We start from the raw sequence: 23,331 nt of genomic DNA, 5'->3' as shown, positions 1-23,331 counted from the left end.
AAAAATAGAGGAAGAATTGTATTTTTAATGTGCAATTCGCATTTTTTTAATCTTTAGACGCATAAAACTATTGCTATTAAACTTGTCTCATGCGTTAATGAGTAAGGCCTCAATACAGACCTGATTTATGATTGACATTCTAAGTTAATGAGTTTTAAACAGCATCGCTTTTTGACCGTTTTCTTCATGTGTGCCCATAAGTTATAGGTAGTTCAGGCCAGTAGATGCCGAGAAGGCAACGTTTTATTGATATATAGGAAAGTCACATGTCTGACAAAATGAAAGGTCAAGTTAAGTGGTTCAACGAGTCTAAAGGCTTTGGTTTTATTACTCCAGCAGACGGAAGCAAAGACGTATTCGTTCACTTTTCTGCCATTCAAGGTAACGGTTTCAAAACTCTGGCTGAAGGTCAGAACGTAGAATTCACAATTGAAAACGGTGCAAAAGGTCCAGCAGCTGCTAACGTAACAGCTCTGTAATTTAAAGCCTTTTAAAAATTTTCTTCAAGCCTGTCACCTTATGGTGGCAGGCTTTTTCTTTATGGGTAAAATAAACAAAAAGAGAATGATAATATTTATCAGGAGAGAAAATGCAGATTAATGATAAGGTTGTTGTGAAAACGGATGGTGTTGACGATCGTGAAGGGATCATCCTACTTATTGAAGAATTTAACGAAGGTATTATGTATTTAGTATCACTCCCTGAATATCCAAAAGGAATTTGGTTTTTTAATGAAAAAGAGGGTGGTGAAGGGACATTTGTTAGGCCAATACAAGAAAAGTGATTTGTGTTTAGGTTCGGTTCATTTACAATTTTAAATCAGCTACTTATGCTTTTGCTAAATTTTAGTGAGGAGAAGTCACCTTGGATACGCAAAGTTGTAGGTTAACGGTAACTCAGTTAACTCAAAATAAATTTATTCAAATCGATAGGTAGGCTGTTTTCTTCATTAAAACTGCTTACCATTTTTGGTGGGCAGTGCATTGCAATATTCCTTTCTTACATATTTCTGTGTTTGCACTTACCCAAAAAGTTTCCTTTATATTACTAATAAACAAGGTAAAGGCATGTGCTACATTTTTTTCTCTCTATTTCCTCCACCTAGGTTGATACATTAATTCTAATACTCTGAACATTTAGAGATAAATTTTCATACTTATTTTTTAATCATCATGTAGAGGAAATAAACATGACGATGACACCTTATATTTTAAATTTGGTGATTGCCATGTGTCTTGGTGCTTTGATTGGGGCTGAGCGTCAATGGCGACAAAGAATGGCTGGTTTAAGAACGAATGCACTCGTTGCCACCGGAGCGGCTGTTTTTATCTTAAGTTCAATCGAGACTTCACCTGATAGTCCAGGCCGAATAGCGGCTCAAGTAGTTTCGGGAATAGGCTTTTTGGGCGCAGGTGTAATTATGCGTGAAGGAATGAATATTCGAGGATTAAACACAGCTGCAACACTTTGGTGTTCTGCGGGAATAGGTGTGTTATGCGGTTTAGGTTTGTATCAATTGGCGACTATAGCAACACTTCTTATACTTTGTGCCAATATTTTATTACGGGAAGCCGCTCAACGTATTAATGCTCAACCACAACACCAAGCAATAGATATTGAGCAACGTTACTCAATTCGAATTATTTGTCATGAAGAAGATGAAGTTTTGGTTAGAACCCTTATTCTACAAGCAATAAATGGTTTACATGTTCGATTACAATCTTTGAGTAGTGCAGATACATTGATGCCTAGCCAGCTAGAAGTTTGTGCAGAGTTGCTGGCAACTCCAGTTGAACAAAAAGAGATAGAAGCCATTGTTTGTCGTGTTAGCTTAGAAAAAAGTGTAAGTGCGATTAATTGGAAAATTGCAGCTGAACACCCTGCTTAACTGACAATAGTTTGAGTAAATGTATCTCTTATGATGACTCTCTATATTCTATATAGGGAGTTTTTTGTTCCTTAATATAGGGAAGATATTAAAAAATAATTTAAAGAGAATATAAATGTTATAGAAAGTTATAAGCATATAACCATATTTCTTGTGAGCAAATAGACGTAATGGTTAATTTTAAAACTAAGCACCTTATTGAAGAATAGTGAGATCTGTATCATTTATTAAGTATTATTACTGATATATAGAAATAAAGTATTTTATTAATGTAATTATTATCAATGTAACTATTACTCTATGGGATAAAAAAATAGAACTTTTTTATTCATAACTGGTTAATTAAGAAGACACAGTAAGATAAGGGAATTATTTTCGTTTTATTTTAAACACTCATTTTTATGTAATTTGATTAATATGCAATTATTTATATTGTGGTTAACCCGTATATTGTGAATTTTAAGCGAAAATGACTGAATAGAGTTTAAGCGTATTTGATATGGTTTCTCTTTTTTATTAATTATTGATTTCAGATTGGTTTGATTTATCACTCTTTATTTTATTTTGAATAAACGATGAGCATCAAAATCAAGTAAGCGTTTGCCACTAGTTATTTACTTATTAAATGAGGCACTTAGGTGTATTGTAGGACAAAAAATCGTTATTAAGGGGCTTAGTGCAGTATAGAATTTCGGATCGAAAAGCGTGTTTTCTATTGATTATACTAGGAATTTTTTTAATACCTAAATAATACTCTCAAATTATTTCAATGTATTTGGCGAAATATATATCAATGTTTTTTATCAGGTTTGATTTAAGTTTCAATTTTTGAGTAATATTTTTAATTTAACCAAATTAGTGTTAAGAAAAAGTAGGCCAAGAGGTGTTAAATGGCTAGTTTTACCCGCTACAGCAAAGCTGATGAATGGCCGAGTAATGTTGTTTATAATTGCTCATCAGTGATGTGCAAATTTTTTTGAAAGAATGTAATTTTTTTTGTAAAAAGCATGTAGAAAAAATGATACCAATAAGTAATCTTATAATGAGAATAGAAAAGGCATACCAAGCATTTCTTAGTGTAAAATAATAATTTCATGAGTTTATTATTTGTAACTTTGTCAAGGATGTAAATCTTACTTATTACAGAAAGAGAATTATCTTAGAGTGAAATAGCTATGCCATTGTCATTTATTCCGAAAATAAATATAAAGGATTATTAGATATTGACCTTTTTTGATTTACTTAAAAAGATAAAAACAAGTTCGAACTACAATTAATTAAAAAAGTATGTCATCAAAAAAAAGTTGATAAACATTTCACGATAGCTATCTCAAAAAGATAGGCTCATTTCAATAGAACTGAAAGCAATACACAAAGTATTTGTATTCACGGCATGAATAATCTCAATTATTTTCGATTTGAAAAATAAAGTTACAATATTTTACTGATTTTTCTTTTCACGAAAAACAGAACACTTTTGTGGCGTAAATGATGGAACCTTGTTATTGCTTTTTAAGCTTGATCTAATAAATGAGATATAGATCTAGATTACTTAGATATATCAATATTTTTATTACCTTTTTATGAAGAGGAAATGCCTTTTTAAACCTAAAATTACTCAAAAAAGGGTAATAATAAGGGTTAAATTAGTGATAAGTGGAGCTGAATATTTAGATATGTATTTTAGTTATCTAAATAAAAATATAACGATATTTAAATGTCAGTCTGCGCCTAACTCTGTCAACATCAACTTTTGTTAAGCAATGGTGTTACTTAATATCAGCACTTTTGGCTCTGTAATGCATTAAGACTTGTGCTAGCTAGGTTGAAATGAAGGTTCTGAACACAGAAGGGAAGGGAAAGTGAAACAATACTCATCATTTTTAGGAGCAAAACAAATTACGATAAAAGTTAGTTTCAGTGATAAAAAGTAACATTTGATATTTTATAGTTTGTATTGATGATAATGGAGTAATCAATAAGATGTTATTTTGATCGTATTTATTTTGTTTTGTTTACATTGAAAAGGTATGGGTATACAAGTGTTAAGCATGACGTGGTGTGTTTGTCTGCACAGACGTTTTCAGCATTTAGCTGTAATCTCAAATAAAAGAAACAAAATTTATATTCGATTTTGTCCCTTTATGGATTAATTACTTTATATTAGGGATCTCCAAATCTTTTTTTTTATAAAACTGAAATTAATATTTCAAATTTAGTCTGTTTTTTATAATAAAAAGAGGATATTTTATAATATAAAAAATTAAAACAATCTTAATGTTTTATTTTTTCTTCATTAAATATAATGTATATAATTTATTTCTATTTATTTTACCAATTTACGCAGCTACACTTTCAATTATTTTTTTAAATTATTGTTTTACATTTTTATTAAATAGGGCTTATTTTTATAAATTAACTCTCTTTTTTTTACATTTTTCTTAAGCTAAATATTGTATTATATATATATACTATTTTATTAACTCGGTTAGTTTGAGATTATTTTTTATTAAATTTATTTTTTATTTTTTTCTATTTTTAATATTAAAAACCCCACTAATATAAATATTATCTGTTTATAAAATAGACTATAAATCATAAATAAAACTTACTTATATGAGGATATTATTTAGCTATGATTAATTTACAGTCAATAAAACTCTTATTAAGAGTTCTGTAATTTAAGTGTTAAAAGCTTATCTTTAAATATAAATATATTTATACTATTACGTATGAAACTTTAATGATGTGGAAATAAATATTCAATGATTTGAGGGTGATGGTGCATAACTAAGAATTTAATTTTATATGACTTATCCTTCTGAATCATAAAAGCATGAATATATCACTATGATTTAAAAGAAAAAAATAATTAGTTAAATTAAGATGAAAAAAAGAATAACTAGAAATAATTATGATAGCTTGTTTTTTAAACAAATTGTAAATAAAAAGTGATCATTTCTGAGGGTTTAAGTAAATGATGAAAAAAATAATATCTGTAGAAATATTTATTAAACTGGAAGAGCTTGTTTAGATAAAGATGAGGAGTAGATATTGCAATATATGTTACTGTGATCAAAAAAATCTTCAATTGTGGATTTGTCAAATTTTTATGCTGTATTTTTAGGTTTATAAGTTTAATAGATCGTATAAAATAAAAAATTATCATTAATATTTTAATTTGGGTAGATAAGCTTATTAATTTACACAGAGTTTTATTACTTTTATCACTTGAATAGTTAATGAACTAATTCCATAATAATGATTATCTTTTTGTGATGTGACTCACATAGTATTTAAATTGGACTACTTTATCCGTTGAATAACTTAATCATTAAGGAGTAAAGTTGTCGCGTTAGGATTATTCTTAACGAGCTATATTGGCGAGCATTTAAAGTTTACTTTTAATTTAAATGTTTTTTTCGCTACTTTTGAAAATGACCGTAACTAAGTAATACAAGGTAGTGTTACTACGAGTCATGTTCATAAAATGGGGCCTGGAAATTTAATATTACATTTATATTAATTTCCTCGGGATCTTTCATTAGAGAGATCCTCTTTGTTCAATATAATCGGACGGGATGTAAAGAGATGAGTACGGTTGAATTGCTTAAGCATATTTATGACATAAATTTATCGTATTTGCTTTTGGCGCAAAGGTTAATTAACCAAGAAAAGGCTTCAGCAATGTTTAGGCTTGGTATTAGTGATTCTATGGCTGATGCTCTTGCAGAGCTTACATTGCCTCAATTGGTTAAGTTGGCTGAAACAAACCAACTAATCTGTAATTTCCGGTTTGAAGACAGCGAAACAATAGAACAACTCACCAAAGAATCTAGAGTGGATGATTTACAACAGATCCATACTGGAATTCTTCTTTCTTCAAACTTGTTTCGTCAGTTAGCGGAACAAGATACTTCTGCAACAAAGAAACGGGCATAACAATGAGTGAGAAAAGTATCGTCCGAGAAGCGAAAGACATTCGCTTAGCAATGGAATTAATCACCTTGGGTGCCCGCTTACAGATGCTTGAAAGTGAAACTCAATTAAGTCGGGGGCGTTTAATTAAATTATACAAAGAATTAAGAGGGAGCCCCCCTCCAAAAGGAATGTTACCTTTTTCAACGGATTGGTTTATGACATGGGAACAAAATATCCATTCCTCGATGTTCTACAATGCTTACCGTTTTTTATTGAAAAATGGGGGATGTGTAGGTGTTGAGGCAGTTGTTAAAGCTTATCGTTTATACTTAGAACAATGTCCACCTGTTAAAGATCAAGAACCTATTTTAGCACTAACAAGAGCATGGACATTAGTACGCTTTGTTGAAAGTGGTATGTTACAACTTTCAGTTTGCACCAAATGTAATGGTTCATTTATTACACACGCACACCAACCTGCTAGCAATTATGTTTGTAGTCTTTGCCAGCCTCCTTCTCGCGCAATAAAAAAACGTAAACTTTCCGCCAATCCTGCCGATATTAACTTACAACTGTTGGATGGTCTTGAACAGTTTGCAATGTGATTCGAGATTGAAAGTTAAATATCAGGTTATAGAGCTTAGTTATCTATAACCTGAGCCGTTTCCTCTCCCACTCCTATCTCTTGCTGCTATGTTCGCCATTCTCTCTATAACGAAATTAGCTAAAGGGATATCGCGTGTTAGTACTCTTAGGATATATCGTGGTTATGAGCGCCGTCATCGGGGGATATCTTCTCGTCGGTGGTAGTTTAGGTGCCTTATACCAGCCAGCCGAATTTATAATTATTTTTGGTGCCGGTATCGGTGCTTTTATTGTAGGTAATAATGGTAGAGCAATTGTATCGACAATGAAGATCCTACCGAAATTACTTCGCAGTACCAATTACAATAAAGCGATGTACATGGATTTAATGGCACTCATGTTTCGTTTGTTGTCAAAAGCGCGTCAAAACGGCATGTTGGCATTAGAGAGAGATATCGAAAACCCACAGCAAAGTGATATTTTTTCCCAATATCCTCGCATTATGAAAGATGTCTATATGCTCAGTTTTATTACGGATTATATGCGTCTCATGGTGACAGGAAATATGAATCCTTATGAAATTGAATCTCTGATGGATGAAGAGATTGCAACTTTTGAGGAAGAGAGTGAAGTTCCTGCAACGGGATTATCTGCTATGGGCGATTCATTACCTGCATTTGGTATTGTTGCTGCGGTGATGGGTGTCGTTAATGCGTTAGGTGCGGCTGATAGACCTGCTGGTGAAATGGGCGTTCTCATTGGTCATGCAATGGTCGGGACTTTCTTAGGTATTTTATTAGCATATGGTTTTATTTCACCATTAGCTTCTCGACTCAGACAGCGCTCTAGTCAACAAATGAAAATGATGGAGTGTATAAAAACAACACTGTTATCTAGCATGAATGGATATGCGCCACAGATAGCGGTTGAGTTTGGACGTAAAACCCTCTTTCTGGCAGACAGACCTTCTTTTATTGAATTGGAAGAACATGTACGTCAGGTACGGACACCGATGCAGGCAAATCCTGATGCAATGAAAGAAGAGTAATTATGAAGAGTAATTCACAAATCATTCGAGTTAAAAAGCGAGGGAGAAAGCAACATCAAGCTCACGGTGGTGCATGGAAGATAGCTTATGCTGACTTTATGACTGCAATGATGGCTTTCTTTCTTGTGATGTGGTTACTTTCAATCTCTAGTCCACAAGAATTAACTCGTGTAGCAGAATATTTTCGTACACCGTTAAAAGTCGCGATTGAAAAAGGACGATTTAGTGGAGATGCAACAAATCCTATTCCTGGAGGAGGGCGTGATCCTGTCTATAACGAAGGTGATGTCTTGCCAAAAGGCGAGGAAGATAAACAGCTCAATGAAAAGCAACAATTCCGCCGACTAAAAGATAATTTAGAACAAGTCATTTTAAATGATCCTAGATTAAAAGATCTGAAGCCTCATTTATTAATAGACATGATGGATGAAGGATTACGAATTCAAATTATCGATAAAGCAAATCGCCCAATGTTTAGAGTTGGTAGCGCCACCGTCGAACCTTATATGAAGGATATTTTGACGGCAATTGCCCCTATTTTAAATGACACACCATATAAAATCAGTTTATCAGGTCATACTGATGATATTCCTTATGCAAGTGGCGCTTTTAAATATAGTAACTGGGAATTGTCAACCGATCGCGCTAATGCCTCTCGTCGGGAATTAATTGGTGCAGGATTAAGTGAGTGGAAAGTGTTGCGTGTTGTAGGTATGGCATCAACAGTTCATTTAGTTAAAGAGGATGGTTTTGCTCCAGCTAACCGACGGATCAGTATTTTGGTCTTAACGAAGCAAGCAGAACAAAAAATTGTACAAGAGAATGAGCGGGTTGCACCGACAGTAACAGAAGCTATTGAAATTGAGCCTCTACTTTCAGGGCAAGAAACCCCACAAGAAAAAGCAGCAAATACACAGACGGGGTCGTCTGTGTCTTCTGCATCTGAGCTTCCCGAATCAAAAAAGGAAAATGTTGAAACAGGAGTTTCTGGGGAAAGTTTGCCATCACAATCGACAAATATTACTACAAAACAGGGAACAGCCCCTTAATTTGTTGGTAATCGCGTAAAGGTGAATGAGTAACGATGGATATTACTGAGTTTTATCAAACATTTTTTGATGAAGCAGATGAGTTGTTAGCTGATATGGAACAGCATTTACTGTTACTTGATCCAGAAAATCCAGATCAAGAACAGATGAATGCGATTTTCCGTAGTGCACACTCCATAAAAGGAGGAGCTGCAACATTTGGCTTCGTTAAACTTCAACAGACCACTCATGTGCTTGAAAACTTGCTCGATAGTGCAAGACGTCATGAGATGGCGCTCACCGACGACATTATTAACCTGTTTCTGGAAGCGAAAGATATTATGCAACAGCAATTGGATGCACATAAAAACTCACAAGAACCTGATGAGGAAACATTTAACTATATTTGTGAGAAGTTGCGTCAGCTGGCTCTCGATGTAAAAGAAGAACAATCAGCTCCTCATGTTGAGGCCGTTGCTGGATCTGAAACTTCAGTTTTACATGTCACTGAGACTGAAACTTCTGCCTCATCATCGGATGTTGATAGTGTACAAAATGACGCCATAGTAGCAGAAACATCGAAAATGGCTGCTGATGGACATTATTACCATCACATTATTTTGTCTGATCTTAAAGAGACCGATATTGATTTAATGCTTGATGAATTAAAACATCTCGGGGAAGTCAGTCAAGTTGAAAAACAACATCATGGCCTTGAGGCAATATTAAAAACAACCGCAACCGAAGAAGATATTAGTGCGGTACTCTGTTTTGTGATTGAACCCGAACAAATCTCGTTTAGACAAAATACAGCGACAGAAGAAACGGTAGAACATATTGCGACATCAGAAGAGTGTGAAATATCTGCTGATGATGCTCATATTGAAGAACAAGTTGAGCAACCAGCGCCCGTTCAATCTGTTATTGCTGAGAAAGTAACACCATCAGAACCAGTTAAAACACCAACTGCGACAGTATCTGCGCCTGCAAAAAGGCCAGTCACTGCACCAACACCTAAAACAGAATCAACCAGTATTCGTGTTGCGGTTGAAAAAGTTGATCAACTTATCAACTTAGTTGGTGAATTGGTTATCACACAATCAATGTTGGCTCAGCATAGCGATAGCCTTGAACCGTCTATATACAGCGATTTGTTAAGTTGTATTGCACAACTGCAACGCAATTCTCGTGATCTGCAAGAATCTGTGATGTCGATTCGTATGATGCCAATGGAATATGTATTTAGCCGATTCCCGCGTGTTGTACGTGATTTAGCAGGAAAAATGAATAAAAAAGTTGAGCTAAACATGATTGGTAGCTCGACTGAACTTGATAAAAGTTTAATTGAAAAAATTATCGATCCACTGACTCACTTAGTCCGAAATAGCCTCGATCATGGTATTGAAATGCCAGCAGATCGCGTTGCTGTTGGTAAGCCAGAAGCAGGACAATTAACATTGTCTGCAGAGCATCAAGGCGGCAACATTTGTATTGAAGTGACTGATGATGGTGCAGGATTAAATCGCGAACGAATTTTGAAAAAAGCCATTTCTTCAGGGCTTTCAGTTTCTGAAAATATGAGCAACGAAGAAGTTGCTATGCTTATTTTTGCACCTGGGTTCTCAACCGCAGAAGTTGTGACTGATGTTTCTGGTCGTGGTGTGGGTATGGATGTTGTGAAACGAAATATCCAAGAGATGGGTGGTCAAATTCAAATTAGTTTTGAAGTGGGCAAAGGAACTCGTATTCGTATTTTACTGCCACTTACATTAGCTATTTTGGATGGCATGTCAGTTAAAGTACAAGACGAGGTCTTTATTCTGCCATTAGGTACAGTGGTCAGTTCTTTACAACCTGAAGAGGATGATATTTATCCATTAGCTGGTGATGAGAAGTTATTGCAAGTAAGAGGAGAATATTTACCTCTTATTGAATTGCATCGTACTTTTAATATTGAAGGTGCTCAAACAGATATTACTCAAGCGATTGCGGTTATCGTACAAAGTGCCGGACGCCGTTATGCTTTATTGGTAGATAAATTAGTTGGTCAGCATCAAGTTGTCGTTAAAAATATAGAAAGCAATTACCGAAAAGTACCGGGTATTTCTGCCGCAACAATTATGGGCGATGGTAGTGTGGCTTTAATTCTTGATGTACCAGAATTACAACGCTTAAGTCATACACAAATGACAAATAAGAAAAAGAATACAACTGCAAGCGCAGTCATTTAATAGTGAGGATAAAATAAGATTATGGCTTCGGAACATTTCGAGAAATTATCCGGTGAAACTGTTGGACAAGGATTTCTAATTTTTACGCTGGGCGACGAAGAATATGGAATTGATATTTTAAAGGTTCAAGAAATTCGTGGATATGATCAAGTTACTCGTATTGCTAATTCACCTAGCTTTATTAAAGGGGTAACAAATTTACGGGGCGTTATTGTTCCGATTGTTGATCTGCGTATTAAATTTTCACAAGAAAGTGTGACTTATAATGACAATACTGTTGTTATTGTGGTTAACTTATTAAATCGAATTGTAGGAATTGTTGTTGATGGCGTTTCTGACGTTCTTACACTAAAGCCAGAGCAAATCTGCCCTGCGCCGGAGTTTGCGGTCACAATGTCTACAGAGTATTTAACAGGCTTAGGTACTTTAGATGAAAGAATGCTTATTCTCGTTGATATTGAGAAATTACTCAATAGTGAAGAAATGGAATTAGTTGATAGCGCAACAATTCAAGCTAAATAAGTTTTTATTTTTTAAAAAATAATCTAAATACTGTTCCGGTAAGCTTGCCGGAATAGCTATTTCTGTCTTTTTTATTTTATTAGCGAGTGCTAAAGAGTTAAATTAACTTTAAGGTAAATTTAAAGATAAAAAAGAACTGTTAATTTGAGTTAAGTTCTAATTTATTATTTATTAATTTATAAGTAGCTATCACCTAGTTGTAATATTTTTCTACTGACGGAAATAAATATAAAGTTTTTTATACTTATAATTTTAATTAAAAACAAGTATTACCACCGCTTTTTAATGGGGCAAAAACGTGACTAAGATGAAATGAAACCTATAAAGTTTCTCTTAAGTCTGCCGATAACTTGCTCATTACCATTTATTATAAAAAAGGGAAACTATGTTTAGCCGAATGAAAATAGTGACTGGATTATTATCCATTCTTCTGTTGTTTGGTGTTTTGCAATTTATCTCCGGGGGAGTTTTTTACTCAAATATTATTGAGACAAGAAATGACCTGAATAAAACACTAACAATACAGGATCAACGTGAGCGCCTAGACGAAAGTTGGGCTAATTTACTCCAAGCTCGTAATAATATTAATCGCGCTGCAATTAGCTTTTTATTACAAGATAAAAACCTGAATGTGGATGATTCTCTTTCTGTTGACTATCTAACGGGTCTTGCTCGTAAAAATATGTCTCGCGCAGATGAGAAATTTAAAGAATTTGAAAAAAACATTACCGCTTATCAAGTTCACTCAGAAGATGATGTTCGTAGCCTAAAAGGGCGTTTTATCGAATATTTCTCTGCATTAAATCAATTGGAAATTTTACTTCAAGATAAGAATTTAAAAGATTTTTTTGAGCAACCAACGACAGGTTATCAAGATGCTTTTTATAAAGAATATCTTGCCTACGTTATGCGTAATGAGAAGTTTAATGATGAATTAAACGTGGCATTAGAAGCCTCTCACCAACGTACTGTTATCACAATGGTTGTTTTAGCCATTATCGTTATCTCTGCATTAATTTTATGCTGGTTTGCGTTACGTAATGCCTTGATTAGACCATTAAATTCACTTCTATTAAGTATTAAAACCTTCTCTGAAGGCGATTTACGCCCAAATATTGAAGTGAATGGCCGTAATGAAATGAGCTTGTTAGCAAATGGCTTAAAGCATATGCAACAAGAGCTTATTCAAACTGTTCGTGGAGTCTATCAGAGTACAGAAAATATTTATAACAGCACGAGTGAAATTGCGGCTGGAAATAATGATCTATCTGCACGTACTGAAGAGCAAGTGGCTTCATTAGAAGAAACCGCTGCTAGCATGGAACAGTTAACGGCAACCGTAAAACAGAATGCAGATAACGCTCGTCAAGCAAGTAACCTTGCTAATGATGCCTCAGATATCGCTCGTCAAGGCGGAAAAGTTGTTGCTAATGTGGTGCAAACAATGCACGACATAGCCGGAAGTTCTCAGAAAATCACCGATATTACTGCAGTTATCGATGGTATTGCATTCCAGACCAATATTTTGGCACTGAATGCGGCCGTTGAAGCAGCAAGAGCCGGTGAGCATGGTCGCGGATTTGCGGTAGTTGCCGGTGAAGTTCGTAACCTTGCACAGAGAAGTGCAGAAGCTGCTAAAGAAATAAAAACACTGATTGAAGATTCTGTAAGTCGTACTGAAACTGGCTCTGTGCTCGTTGAAAGTGCGGGTGAGACGATGACGCGTATTGTGGACTCCGTAACTCGTGTTACTGACATCATGGGCGAAATCGCTTCTGCATCAGATGAACAAAGCCGAGGTATTTCACAAGTTGGCCTTGCGGTGTCTGAAATGGATCGCGTCACTCAGCAAAATGCCTCTTTAGTAGAACAATCTGCAGCCGCTGCTGCTGGTCTTGAAGATCAAGCAGTTGCATTAACCCGCTTAGTTTCAATCTTCAAATTACCGGGTCAGGAAGAAAAAACGCTAGAAAGAAAGGAATCGGATGCAACCCCTGTAGTTAAAGCCGCTGCTCCACTTATAAAACCAGGAACCTCAGAAAAGAAAAAGAGCAGCAGTGTTGAAGATCCCGCTAACTGGGAAACTTTCTAACAACAACAAGTGGCTGACAAGCGGTGGCTTTTTACCACCGCTTTAAACGAGGTGAAGGCATGTTTAGGTTTCGCAAATTAAAGATATCCACCAGTCTATATTTATTACTGATGATGTTTTGCGTTATGCAGATGATTTCTAGTGGTATTTCGCTAGGGATTGTCCATTTGAATAACGAACAGATCACCAGAGTTGATTTAGATACATCTAAGCGAGATGAGTTAGGATTAAGTTGGGCATCTTTAATACAAACACGTAATGCGATTAATCGTGTTGCTATCGCAGTGAAAACTGAACAGTCAACGGATTATATTCAATCTATTGAATCAATAGCACTTTCACGCTTGGAAACGGCGAATACTCATTTTCAAAATTTCCTTGCTGAAATAAATAAAGAGGCAATACCGACAGAAGAAAAAGAAATCGTTGAAGCGGTGAAAAATGATTACCACGTTTTATATGGTGCATTAACTGAATTACATAACATGTTAAAAAACGATAATTTCCAAGGTTTTTTAGACCAACCAACGGAACGTTATCAAACAGCAATGGAAAATTCATTTAACACTTATATGAATTATGTGCAGACAGAAATTACAGAATCGATAGAGCAAGGACATCGTTCTTATACTATCGCTATCTTAATGTTTATCGGCGCAATAGCGATGGTTATTGTTGTGTCAATCGCGGCTCACCGTTGGCTAAGTTTTAATATCATTAAACCTTTCGCAAGTTTAAGCCGTTATTTTAATGATGTTGCGACTGGTAAATTAAATCGTGAAATTCTTGTATTTACGGACGATGAAATAGGGGATGTGTTTAGACAATTACGAGATATGCGTGGTGAGCTAGCGCGTTCTATTCGTATTGTTCGAGATAACAGCCACGCTATGCATTCTGGCATTCAAGAAATTTCTAAAGGAAATACGGATTTATCCTCAAGAACTGAACAACAAGCTGCTTCATTAGAAGAAACTGCAGCAAGCATGGAAGAGTTAACAGCAACGGTAAAACAAAATGCTGATAACGCCCTACAAGCAAGTAAGCTCGCAGAATCTGCTTCTGAGACAGCCATGCGTGGTGGTCAAATTACGCATAGTGTTGTTGAAACCATGGATGCGATTACACAAAGTTCTCAAAAGATAGGAGCTATTATCAGTGTGATTGATGGTATTGCGTTCCAAACCAATATATTAGCACTTAATGCGGCTGTTGAAGCTGCACGCGCAGGCGAACAAGGACGAGGATTCTCTGTTGTTGCTGGAGAAGTTCGTAATCTTGCTCAACGTAGTGCTGATGCTGCAAAAGAAATCAAGTTATTGATTGATGAATCTGTTTTACGAGTCTCTCAAGGTTCTCAACTCGTTAATAATGCAGGGCAGACAATGGAGGAACTCGTCACATCAGTAAATAAAGTCACTGAATTAATGGCAGAAATCGCCTCAGCTTCTGATGAACAAAGTAGAGGTATTCACCAAGTCGCTGATGCAGTCAGTCAGATGGATCAGGTGACACAGCAAAACGCTGCTTTGGTGGAGCAATCAGCATCTGCTGCCGCAGCATTGGAAGATCAGGCTAATAACCTTGTTGATGCTGTATCGGCATTCGAGTTGCCTGACACGGATGAGAGTAATACCTCTTCATCCCTAGAAGGTAATGGGTTGAAAAAAGCAGATAAAAAATCATTTTTTAAAAAGACCCATTAAAAAACAATGAAACGTAATGTTACTGAAGTCTTATCAGATATCGCTGCTCAACCGTTGGATATTTTTACTCAACGGTTCATGTTGTCCGATGATCAGTTCCAATCTATATGCCAATTGATTTATCAAAAGGCAGGTATTGTGCTGACTAACAACAAAAGGGAGATGGTTTATAACCGTCTCACTAGGAGGTTACGTGAATTACGGATGAATAACTTTGGTGACTATCTTGCGTTTCTTAAAAGTGATGTACGCAACCCTGAATGGCAAGAGTTTGTTAATGCTTTAACAACGAATCTCACTGCATTTTTCAGGGAAGCACATCATTTTCCTATTTTGGCAAAACATGCCAGAAAAAGAGCAGGAGCAGGAGGCGTCTACCGAGTATGGTGTGCAGCAGCATCTACTGGAGAAGAGCCTTATTCAATTGCGATGACTTTACGCGATGTTTTTGGGAATAACCCTTATAAAACCAAAATTATTGCCAGCGATATCGATACAAATGTGTTGGATAAAGCACGAAAAGGTGTTTACCGACAAGAAGAGCTTAAAACATTAAATGATGAATATTTGAAAAAATATTTTCTCAAAGGTGTCGGCGATTTTGAAGGATACGTGAAAATTAGACCACAAATCAGTGAGATGGTCTCTTTTCAGTATTTGAATCTACTCGACAAGCAATGGGATTTAGAAGGCAGTTTTGATGCGATTTTTTGTCGTAATGTCATGATTTATTTTGATAAAACGACACAACAAACCTTACTTAACCGCTTTACCTCATTACTTAAACCAGACGGAATGCTGTTTGTTGGGCATTCTGAAAATGTAAGCCAGCTTAGCAAGGATTTCTACTTGCATGGGCATACCGTTTACGGGCTGACACCAGCAAGGAGAGGTTATGAATAAAATAACGGTACTCTGTGTTGATGATTCGGCGCTAATGCGTCAAATCATGCGAGAAATCATCAACAGTCATAGTGATATGGAAGTTGTTGATTGTGCACCAGATCCTATAGTGGCTCGTGACTTAATAAAAAAGTACAACCCACAGGTATTAACGTTAGACGTTGAAATGCCACGTATGGATGGTATTGATTTCTTGGAAAAACTGATGCGATTAAGACCGATGCCTGTCGTTATGGTTTCATCATTAACAGCTAAAGGCTCAGAAGTAACGCTAAAAGCGTTAGAACTGGGTGCTGTTGATTTTGTGACTAAACCACAGCTTGGTTTACGTGAAGGTATGCTCGCTTATAGTGAACTGATTGCAGAGAAAATTCGTGCAGCCGCTCTTGCTCGAATTAGTCGGCGCGAAGTTCAAGTAGTGCCTTCTAAATCATTGTCATTTACACCGATGATTTCGAGTGAAAAGTTGATTGCTGTAGGTGCATCAACTGGTGGCACAGAGGCTATTCGTAATTTTCTAGAACCATTACCCGTTACCAGCCCAGCGGTGTTGATTACACAACATATGCCAGCAGGGTTTACACACTCATTTGCAGAACGATTAAATCGTTTATGTCAAATCAGTGTAAAAGAAGCTGAAGATGGAGAACGTGTATTACCAGGGCATGCGTATGTTGCGCCGGGTGATTATCACATGGAGCTTCGTCGCAATGGTGCTAACTACCAGATCCACATTAATAAAGAACCCGCAGTAAACCGTCATCGTCCTTCAGTCGATGTGCTATTTCGTTCAGTTGCAAAATATGCGGGGCGTAATGCCATTGGCGTTATTTTAACTGGAATGGGAAGTGATGGTGCTGCTGGGTTATTAGAAATGCGTCAAGCAGGAAGTTATACCTTTGCACAAGATGAAGCGAGTTGTGTCGTCTTTGGTATGCCTCGAGCTGCGGTTGAAATAGGCGCAGTTGATGAGGTGAAAAGTATAAGCTCAATGAGTAAAGCGGTACTGATGAAAATCAGTAGCACGCAATCATTGCGTATCTGATTAAGTTCAGTTTAAAAAGCAACACAGTAATTTGCCGATATATTTTGAAGGAGTTTTCAATGGCAAGTAAGGATCTGAAATTTTTAGTGGTTGATGATTTTTCAACAATGCGCCGCATAGTTCGTAATTTGCTAAAGGAATTAGGATTTACGAATGTAGAAGAAGCAGAAGATGGTGCTGACGCGTTAACTAAATTACGCAATTCGGCAATTGATTTTGTGATAACAGACTGGAACATGCCAAATATGGATGGTCTAGAGCTTCTTAAAAATATTCGTAGTGATGCGGGACTTGCAGCAACACCAGTATTAATGGTGACCGCTGAAGCTAAAAAAGAAAATATCATTGCAGCAGCGCAAGCCGGTGCGAGTGGGTATGTTGTTAAACCTTTTACAGCAGCAATTCTTGAAGAAAAACTAAATAAAATTTTTGAAAAACTGGGCATCTAAGGAGTCGCAATGAGTGGGAATCCAATTATGCCGAAAGATAATATTGAAATGACATCTGATATTATCAGCCGGATCGGACAATTGACGCGGATGTTGCGCGACAGTTTGCGAGAATTAGGATTGGATAAAGCAATAGCCGAAGCAGCAGAAGCCATCCCTGACGCTAGGGAACGATTGGATTATGTTGCTCAAATGACCGCTCAGGCAGCTGAGCGTACATTGAACTGTGTCGAAGCTGCGCAGCCTAAACAGGATGCGTTAAGTGCCGATGCGACTAAGCTTACTGAACGTTGGGACCAATGGTTTGAACAGCCAGAAGAGCTGAAAGATGTACGCTCTCTTGTAACAGATACCCGCAATTATTTGCGGGATATCCCTGAGAGTACGGCTTTTACTAACAGTCAGTTACTGGAAATTATGATGGCACAGGATTTCCAAGATCTGACAGGTCAGGTGATTAAGCGCATGATGAGTGTCGTTCAAGAAATTGAAAAGCAACTCGTGATGGTATTAATGGAAAACCTGCCACCAGAGCAACTTGAAAAGTCTAATGTGAAAAAAGAGACTGATTCTTTATTAAATGGTCCACAGGTTAATAAAAACAACGCTGGTGTGATCAAAAACCAAGATCAAGTTGATGATTTGCTAGAAAGTCTAGGTTTTTAACCTGTGATGAGTTTTAGGGCGATAAGGACGTTGAGATATGCAGGACGCATTCGCTCTATGCTCTGCTCTTTTAGGATGGTGTACTTTATGGATAAAAAATCACGTAATAACGCTTTGATAGCCCACGCTATTGAAGAAAATGTAAGCCGCTTTTTTTAAGCGGCTTTCGATGTTGCTTAAATCAGGAACAATATAAGAAAGTACATTATTTTCTGTGAATTTCGCTGATTTCCTTATAATTAGTGATAATACTGCCTTTATTGTTATTTTTATCATTAGATTGGTTTCTAATCTCCTACCGCCATAGCCCAAAAAGCCCCGTAAATTTGCGATTGTTCAGCCCATCAATTTCCTCTGAATTTGTCATGCTTAGAGTCATTTCATTCATGCTTTTAATCTCATTATCTAAATCGGACAGACTGTGGCTGAAGATAGCGATCTCGAAAAAACAGAAGACCCCACACCCCATAAACGGGAAAAAGCTAAAAAGGATGGACAAATTGTCCGTTCTAAAGAGCTTTCATCCGTTTTAATGATCTTGGGTGGTGTGAGTTTGCTGTGGATGAGTGGTGGATTTATCACTCGTGGGCTACATGCCATGTTAACGGAAGGATTTACGTTTAATCATCACCTTATTGGTAATGAGAATTTGTTGATCCCTCGATTTGGTAGCTTGATTAAACAAGCTGTTTTTGCGTTATCACCTGTATTTTTTGGTTTAGTACTTGTGGCAATTGGTGGTTCTGCTTTATTAGGTGGGATTAATTTTAGTAGTAAATCTATTAAGTTTGATCCGAAAAAATGGAACCCTATTTCTGGGTTAAAACGCATATTTTCAATGAATGCGTTAGCAGAGTTATTTAAAGCGATACTAAAATCAACCTTTGTGGGGATCGCTGCAACCGTTTTTTTATGGCACAACTGGAACGATATTCTTCATCTGATCACACTTCCTCCGCTTAGTGCATTAGCCAATGCGATGCAATTGCTGATTTTTGCTGTCTATATTACGGTTTTTATGCTGATCCCGATGGTGGCATTCGACATTATTTTCCAAATCCGTAGCCATCTGAAAAAGCTACGTATGACGCGCCAAGAAATTAAAGACGAATTTAAACAGCAAGAGGGTGATCCTCAACTTAAAGCGCGTATTCGTCAGCAACAACATGCTATGTCTCGCCGTCGAATGATGGCTGATGTACCGAAGGCTGACGTCATTGTTACGAACCCAACACACTATGCTGTCGCATTGCAATATAACGACAAAATGACCGCACCTAAAGTGTTAGCGAAAGGTGCCGGGGCGATTGCGTTAAAAATTAAAGAGATTGGTGCAGAAAATCGAATTCCGCTTCTAGAAGCACCACCGCTTGCTAGGGCGTTATATCGTCACAGTGAAATAGGCCATGCAATACCTTCAACCCTTTATGCCGCGGTTGCAGAGGTACTTGCATGGGTTTATCAACTGAAACGATGGAAAACCGAAGGTGGTTTAAAACCTAAACAACCTATGAACTTGCCAGTGCCTCCCGCACTGGACTTTGCTGGAGAAGATAATCGTCATGGCTAATTTGGCCTCATTACTCCGCTTGCCGGGAAATTGGAAAAGTTCTCAGTGGCAGATACTGGCAGGGCCAGTGCTTATCTTGTTGATACTGTCAATGATGGTATTGCCATTGCCACCTTTTCTATTGGATTTATTATTTACCTTTAATATCGCACTTTCGATCATGGTGCTGTTAGTGGCAATGTTTACAAAGCGTACTTTAGACTTTGCTGCTTTCCCGACTATTTTGCTGTTTACCACGTTGTTACGTTTATCATTAAACGTTGCTTCAACGCGTATCATCTTAATGGAAGGACATACAGGGCCAGAAGCAGCTGGGCGCGTTGTTGAGGCCTTTGGCCATTTCCTTGTTGGCGGTAACTTTGCTATCGGTATTGTGGTCTTTATCATCCTTATTTTGATTAACTTTATGGTTATCACCAAGGGTGCGGGACGTATTGCTGAAGTGGGTGCTCGTTTTGTATTAGATGGAATGCCGGGTAAACAGATGGCAATCGATGCTGATCTGAATGCGGGCATTATTAACGAAGATGAAGCTAAAAAACGTCGTAAAGAAGTTTCATTAGAATCTGACTTTTACGGCTCAATGGATGGTGCGAGTAAATTCGTTCGTGGTGACGCCATCGCAGGCTTAATGATCCTTGTGATTAACGTGGTGGGGGGCCTTATCGTCGGTGTCGCTCAACACGGAATGGCGTTAAACGATGCAGCAACGACTTATACTCTTTTAACCATCGGTGATGGTCTGGTTGCTCAAATCCCAGCATTGATTATCTCAACAGCAGCGGGTGTTATTGTTACTCGTGTTGCAACAGATGAAGATGTTGGGCAACAAATGGTGACTCAACTATTTGATAATCCTCGTGTACTGATGTTAACAGCTGGGGTGTTAGGCTTGTTAGGTTTAGTCCCGGGAATGCCTAACTTTGTTTTCCTCTTCTTCACTGCAGCATTAGGTGGATTGGGTTGGTATATTTTACGTCGTAACGCTAACCCTGAAGTGCAACAACAAAAAGAGATGGAAGAAGTTGAGAAGCAAAACCGTGTTGTTGAAGCGTCATGGGAAGATGTGCAACTGGAAGATCCATTAGCGATGGAAGTGGGATATCGTTTAATTCCAATGGTAGATAACCGCCAAAATGGTGAGTTATTAGGACGAATTAGTGGTATTCGTAAAAAGTTTGCTCAAGAGACAGGCTACCTTCCTCCTGTTGTTCATATTCGTGACAATATGGAGTTAAGACCTTCTTCTTACCGTATTCTGATGAAAGGGGTTGAAATTGGTCATGGAGAAGCGCATCCGGGGCGTTGGCTAGCAATTAATCCGGGTAATGCAGTCGGCTCTTTAGACGGTGATATCACTCAAGAGCCAGCTTTTGGCTTACCCGCGGTTTGGATTGATGACAGTTTAAGAGAGCAAGCTCAGGTTCAAGGCTATACCGTTGTTGCGGCAAGTACCGTTATTGCAACGCACTTTAACCATGCATTAACGAAATACGCATCAGAACTATTTGGTCGCCAAGAAGCACAAATGTTATTTGATAGGGTCAGTAAAGAGCTCCCTAAAATGACAGAAAATATGATCCCAGATATGCTTTCACTCACGGTGTTGCATAAGGTATTGCAAAATCTGCTTTCTGAGCAAGTGCCTATTCGTGATATGAGAACCATATTAGAAGCCTTAGCAGAGCATGCACCAGAACAAAAAGATCCGGCCGAATTAACGGCAGTGGTTCGTGTTGCACTTCGCCGTGCGATTACACAACACTGGTTTGGTGATCAAGATGAAATCCAGGTGATTGGTTTAGATGCAAGCTTAGAACGTATTTTGGTTCAAGCAATGCAAAGTGGTGGTGGATTAGAGCCGGGTCTTGCTGAAAATATTGAACAACAAGCGGCAGATGCTGTACGCCATCAAGAGATGTCTGGTGGTGCACCAGTATTATTAGTGAATCACACATTGCGTTCATTACTTTCACGCTTCTTAAGGCGTAGTTTGCCTCAATTGGCGGTGTTATCGAATATGGAAATTAGTGAAGGTCGTCGGATCCGTATGACATCAATGATTGGTGGGCAACCACATTAATCATTTTCGTTGATATACCGTTATCTACCGCTAAGGCCACTTTATTAAGTGGCCTTTTTTATATTGATAGACATGAAGAGGGATGTGTTCGCGCTTTTATTTATGATAAAGGGTAAAGCTGGTACATCAATAAATAGGTGGTTTGATGATGTTATGAAAAGTGTAGTAATAATTTGAATAATAAAGAAATAAAGGCTCAATTAATAGTGAAAATGTAGATAAGAGAAATAAAGTGTTACGAGAAGAAGATAGATAATAGTGATGTATAGTGGCTTAAAGTTAATAACGTTTTATCAATAAAGAAAAACGCCATCAAGATTGATGGCGTATCATGTGAATTCTAATAATTATCGAGAAAACCTAAACCTGAATTTTTCGCCCAGCTAATGTAGAGCGCTGTGCTTGACCATCAGAACCATAAAGGGTTGGGCTGTGGTTCTTCTGCAAAAAACGGATAGCATCACTATTACGAGAAATATGTTGCTCTAATAGTAATCCGTTATGTTGATTAAGATGTTTTAGCTCCGCCGTAATATCCATTATCTGTATCCATAAATCAGATAAGAATGGTAACCCGGTGTAAGGTTTTTCTACACCGGCTTGTAAGCTTAGCGTATGACGCTGTTGGTCTGTATGACCTAAAGCCGACAAGACAAAATTCTTCTGTTCAGTAACTTCGTGAAGTGCATTGATATCAATGTTACCTGCACACAATAACTGCTGTTCAGCACGTAGAATACTGGCAATAGTATTGAGCTGTGATAATTGAAGATCTAAAGTCTGGCGGAGTTCTTCCATCATAATCATTAAAATATTATTGAGTTATGCTTTCAGCAGCTTCACGGAAAAGAGCATCCGCGATTTTACCGCTGTCCATGGTTAAGGTTCCGTTGGCAATTGCTTCTTTTAAGCGAGCAACTTTCTCAACGTTTATGTCTTTATTTCCAGGCTGAACAAGTTTTTTCTGTGCTTCACTTAATTTAACCGAAGTGTCACCTGTTGCAGTTTTTTGTTCAGTTGTTCCCGATTTACGTGAGCCCTGTGTAACTTCACCTGGGTTACGTTGTGCAATTGCGTTAATCGGAAGCAGTGGATTTGCGCGTTCAATACTCATAGGAAAATCCTTTGTTAGGCATCAATTAATAGTCAGATGAAGCCATTGTAAAACAACCTATGTGTTTTCGCCTATCATCTTGGTTCTTTATATCGGCTATAGAATCAAAAACTTTAATGTTACTTGTCATACTCGTCATACTTCAAGCCGTAGCGTTGTTGGCTACATTCACTCGCACTAGTCACACTACTTGTCATACTTTAAGCTGTAGCGTTGTTGGCTACATTCACTCGCACTAGTCACATACTTATGTATGCTCCTAGCGATTCGTTCATTTGTCGCCTATCTACATCTTAAATTATTTAGAGTATTACTCGTCATACTTCAAGCCGTAGCGTTGTTGGCTACATTCACTCGCACTAGTCACATACTTATGTATGCTCCTAGCGATTCGTTCATTTGCCGCCTATCTACATCTTAAATTATTTAGAGTATTACTCGTCATACTTCAAGCCGTAGCGTTGTTGGCTACATTCACTC

At 37.2% G+C, this 23,331-nt stretch carries 19 protein-coding genes; 17 read left to right on the top strand and 2 right to left on the bottom strand.

What is annotated here, in order from left to right; translation table 11 throughout:
- Positions 1-266 precede the first annotated feature (266 nt).
- The 17 genes from cspE (at position 267) to flhA (ending at position 21,737) form a co-directional block, all read left to right on the top strand.
- Positions 267-479 carry a transcription antiterminator/RNA stability regulator CspE gene (cspE, locus tag ABN080_RS05780; RefSeq protein ID WP_004243573.1) on the top strand — a complete coding sequence of 71 codons (213 nt, stop codon included), beginning with the start codon at positions 267-269 and terminating at the stop codon, positions 477-479.
- A gap of 110 nt (positions 480-589) precedes the next feature.
- Positions 590-784: a protein DsrB gene (gene dsrB, locus ABN080_RS05775; protein WP_109407827.1), complete on the top strand. Its 195-nt coding sequence runs from the start codon at positions 590-592 to the stop codon at positions 782-784.
- 405 nt (positions 785-1,189) lie between these two features.
- Positions 1,190-1,888: an MgtC family protein gene (locus tag ABN080_RS05770; protein WP_072068540.1), complete on the top strand. Its 699-nt coding sequence runs from the start codon at positions 1,190-1,192 to the stop codon at positions 1,886-1,888.
- A gap of 3,591 nt (positions 1,889-5,479) precedes the next feature.
- The gene (flhD, locus tag ABN080_RS05765; RefSeq protein WP_036935704.1) at positions 5,480-5,830 is read left to right on the top strand and encodes a flagellar transcriptional regulator FlhD; all 351 of its coding nucleotides are present in this window, start codon (positions 5,480-5,482) and stop codon (positions 5,828-5,830) included.
- A gap of 2 nt (positions 5,831-5,832) precedes the next feature.
- Entirely contained in the window at positions 5,833-6,414 is a 582-nt protein-coding gene (flhC, locus tag ABN080_RS05760; RefSeq protein WP_006533207.1) for a flagellar transcriptional regulator FlhC, read from the top strand.
- Positions 6,415-6,548: 134 nt separating this feature from the next.
- On the top strand, positions 6,549-7,442 hold the full coding sequence (motA, locus tag ABN080_RS05755; protein ID WP_036935706.1) for a flagellar motor stator protein MotA: 894 nt from the start codon (positions 6,549-6,551) through the stop codon (positions 7,440-7,442).
- Positions 7,443-7,444: 2 nt separating this feature from the next.
- On the top strand, positions 7,445-8,491 hold the full coding sequence (gene motB / locus ABN080_RS05750; protein ID WP_349440584.1) for a flagellar motor protein MotB: 1,047 nt from the start codon (positions 7,445-7,447) through the stop codon (positions 8,489-8,491).
- 35 nt (positions 8,492-8,526) lie between these two features.
- Positions 8,527-10,701: a chemotaxis protein CheA gene (gene cheA / locus ABN080_RS05745; protein ID WP_349440583.1), complete on the top strand. Its 2,175-nt coding sequence runs from the start codon at positions 8,527-8,529 to the stop codon at positions 10,699-10,701.
- 21 nt (positions 10,702-10,722) lie between these two features.
- Positions 10,723-11,223: a chemotaxis protein CheW gene (cheW, locus tag ABN080_RS05740; protein ID WP_023581802.1), complete on the top strand. Its 501-nt coding sequence runs from the start codon at positions 10,723-10,725 to the stop codon at positions 11,221-11,223.
- A gap of 385 nt (positions 11,224-11,608) precedes the next feature.
- On the top strand, positions 11,609-13,315 hold the full coding sequence (locus ABN080_RS05735; RefSeq protein ID WP_115349987.1) for a methyl-accepting chemotaxis protein: 1,707 nt from the start codon (positions 11,609-11,611) through the stop codon (positions 13,313-13,315).
- A 59-nt stretch (positions 13,316-13,374) separates the two neighbouring features.
- Positions 13,375-15,021: a methyl-accepting chemotaxis protein gene (locus ABN080_RS05730; RefSeq protein WP_349440582.1), complete on the top strand. Its 1,647-nt coding sequence runs from the start codon at positions 13,375-13,377 to the stop codon at positions 15,019-15,021.
- Between the two features lie 6 nt (positions 15,022-15,027).
- On the top strand, positions 15,028-15,924 hold the full coding sequence (gene cheR / locus ABN080_RS05725) for a protein-glutamate O-methyltransferase CheR (protein WP_072068535.1): 897 nt from the start codon (positions 15,028-15,030) through the stop codon (positions 15,922-15,924).
- Complete coding sequence (locus ABN080_RS05720) at positions 15,917-16,969, top strand: protein-glutamate methylesterase/protein-glutamine glutaminase (protein ID WP_109407821.1); 1,053 nt, start codon at positions 15,917-15,919, stop codon at positions 16,967-16,969. Before cheR ends, ABN080_RS05720 begins: the two co-directional genes overlap by 8 nt.
- A gap of 59 nt (positions 16,970-17,028) precedes the next feature.
- A complete protein-coding gene (gene cheY / locus ABN080_RS05715) occupies positions 17,029-17,418 on the top strand; it encodes a chemotaxis response regulator CheY (protein WP_069367460.1) in 390 nt (129 codons plus the stop codon).
- 9 nt (positions 17,419-17,427) lie between these two features.
- A complete protein-coding gene (gene cheZ, locus ABN080_RS05710) occupies positions 17,428-18,084 on the top strand; it encodes a protein phosphatase CheZ (RefSeq protein WP_023581808.1) in 657 nt (218 codons plus the stop codon).
- A gap of 421 nt (positions 18,085-18,505) precedes the next feature.
- Positions 18,506-19,654: a flagellar biosynthesis protein FlhB gene (gene flhB, locus ABN080_RS05705; RefSeq protein WP_072068533.1), complete on the top strand. Its 1,149-nt coding sequence runs from the start codon at positions 18,506-18,508 to the stop codon at positions 19,652-19,654.
- The gene (gene flhA, locus ABN080_RS05700; protein WP_072068532.1) at positions 19,647-21,737 is read left to right on the top strand and encodes a flagellar biosynthesis protein FlhA; all 2,091 of its coding nucleotides are present in this window, start codon (positions 19,647-19,649) and stop codon (positions 21,735-21,737) included. The genes flhB and flhA overlap by 8 nt, the downstream gene beginning before the upstream one ends.
- 360 nt (positions 21,738-22,097) lie before the next feature.
- On the opposite strand, the gene ABN080_RS05695 is transcribed toward flhA, so the two are convergent.
- Entirely contained in the window at positions 22,098-22,538 is a 441-nt protein-coding gene (locus tag ABN080_RS05695) for a flagella synthesis protein FlgN (protein WP_082151775.1), read from the bottom strand.
- Between the two features lie 13 nt (positions 22,539-22,551).
- Positions 22,552-22,851 (bottom strand): flagellar biosynthesis anti-sigma factor FlgM, encoded by a 300-nt coding sequence (flgM, locus tag ABN080_RS05690; RefSeq protein WP_036935733.1) that lies wholly within the window; start codon positions 22,849-22,851, stop codon positions 22,552-22,554.
- Between the last annotated feature and the right edge of the window lie 480 nt (positions 22,852-23,331).

Origin of the sequence: Proteus sp. fly-1089, from assembly GCF_040138965.1 — a bacterium.
GTDB classification, from domain to species: domain Bacteria; phylum Pseudomonadota; class Gammaproteobacteria; order Enterobacterales; family Enterobacteriaceae; genus Proteus; species Proteus vulgaris_B.
Note: the sequence above shows the minus strand (reverse complement) of the source record. Positions and strands in the feature narration are given on the sequence as shown.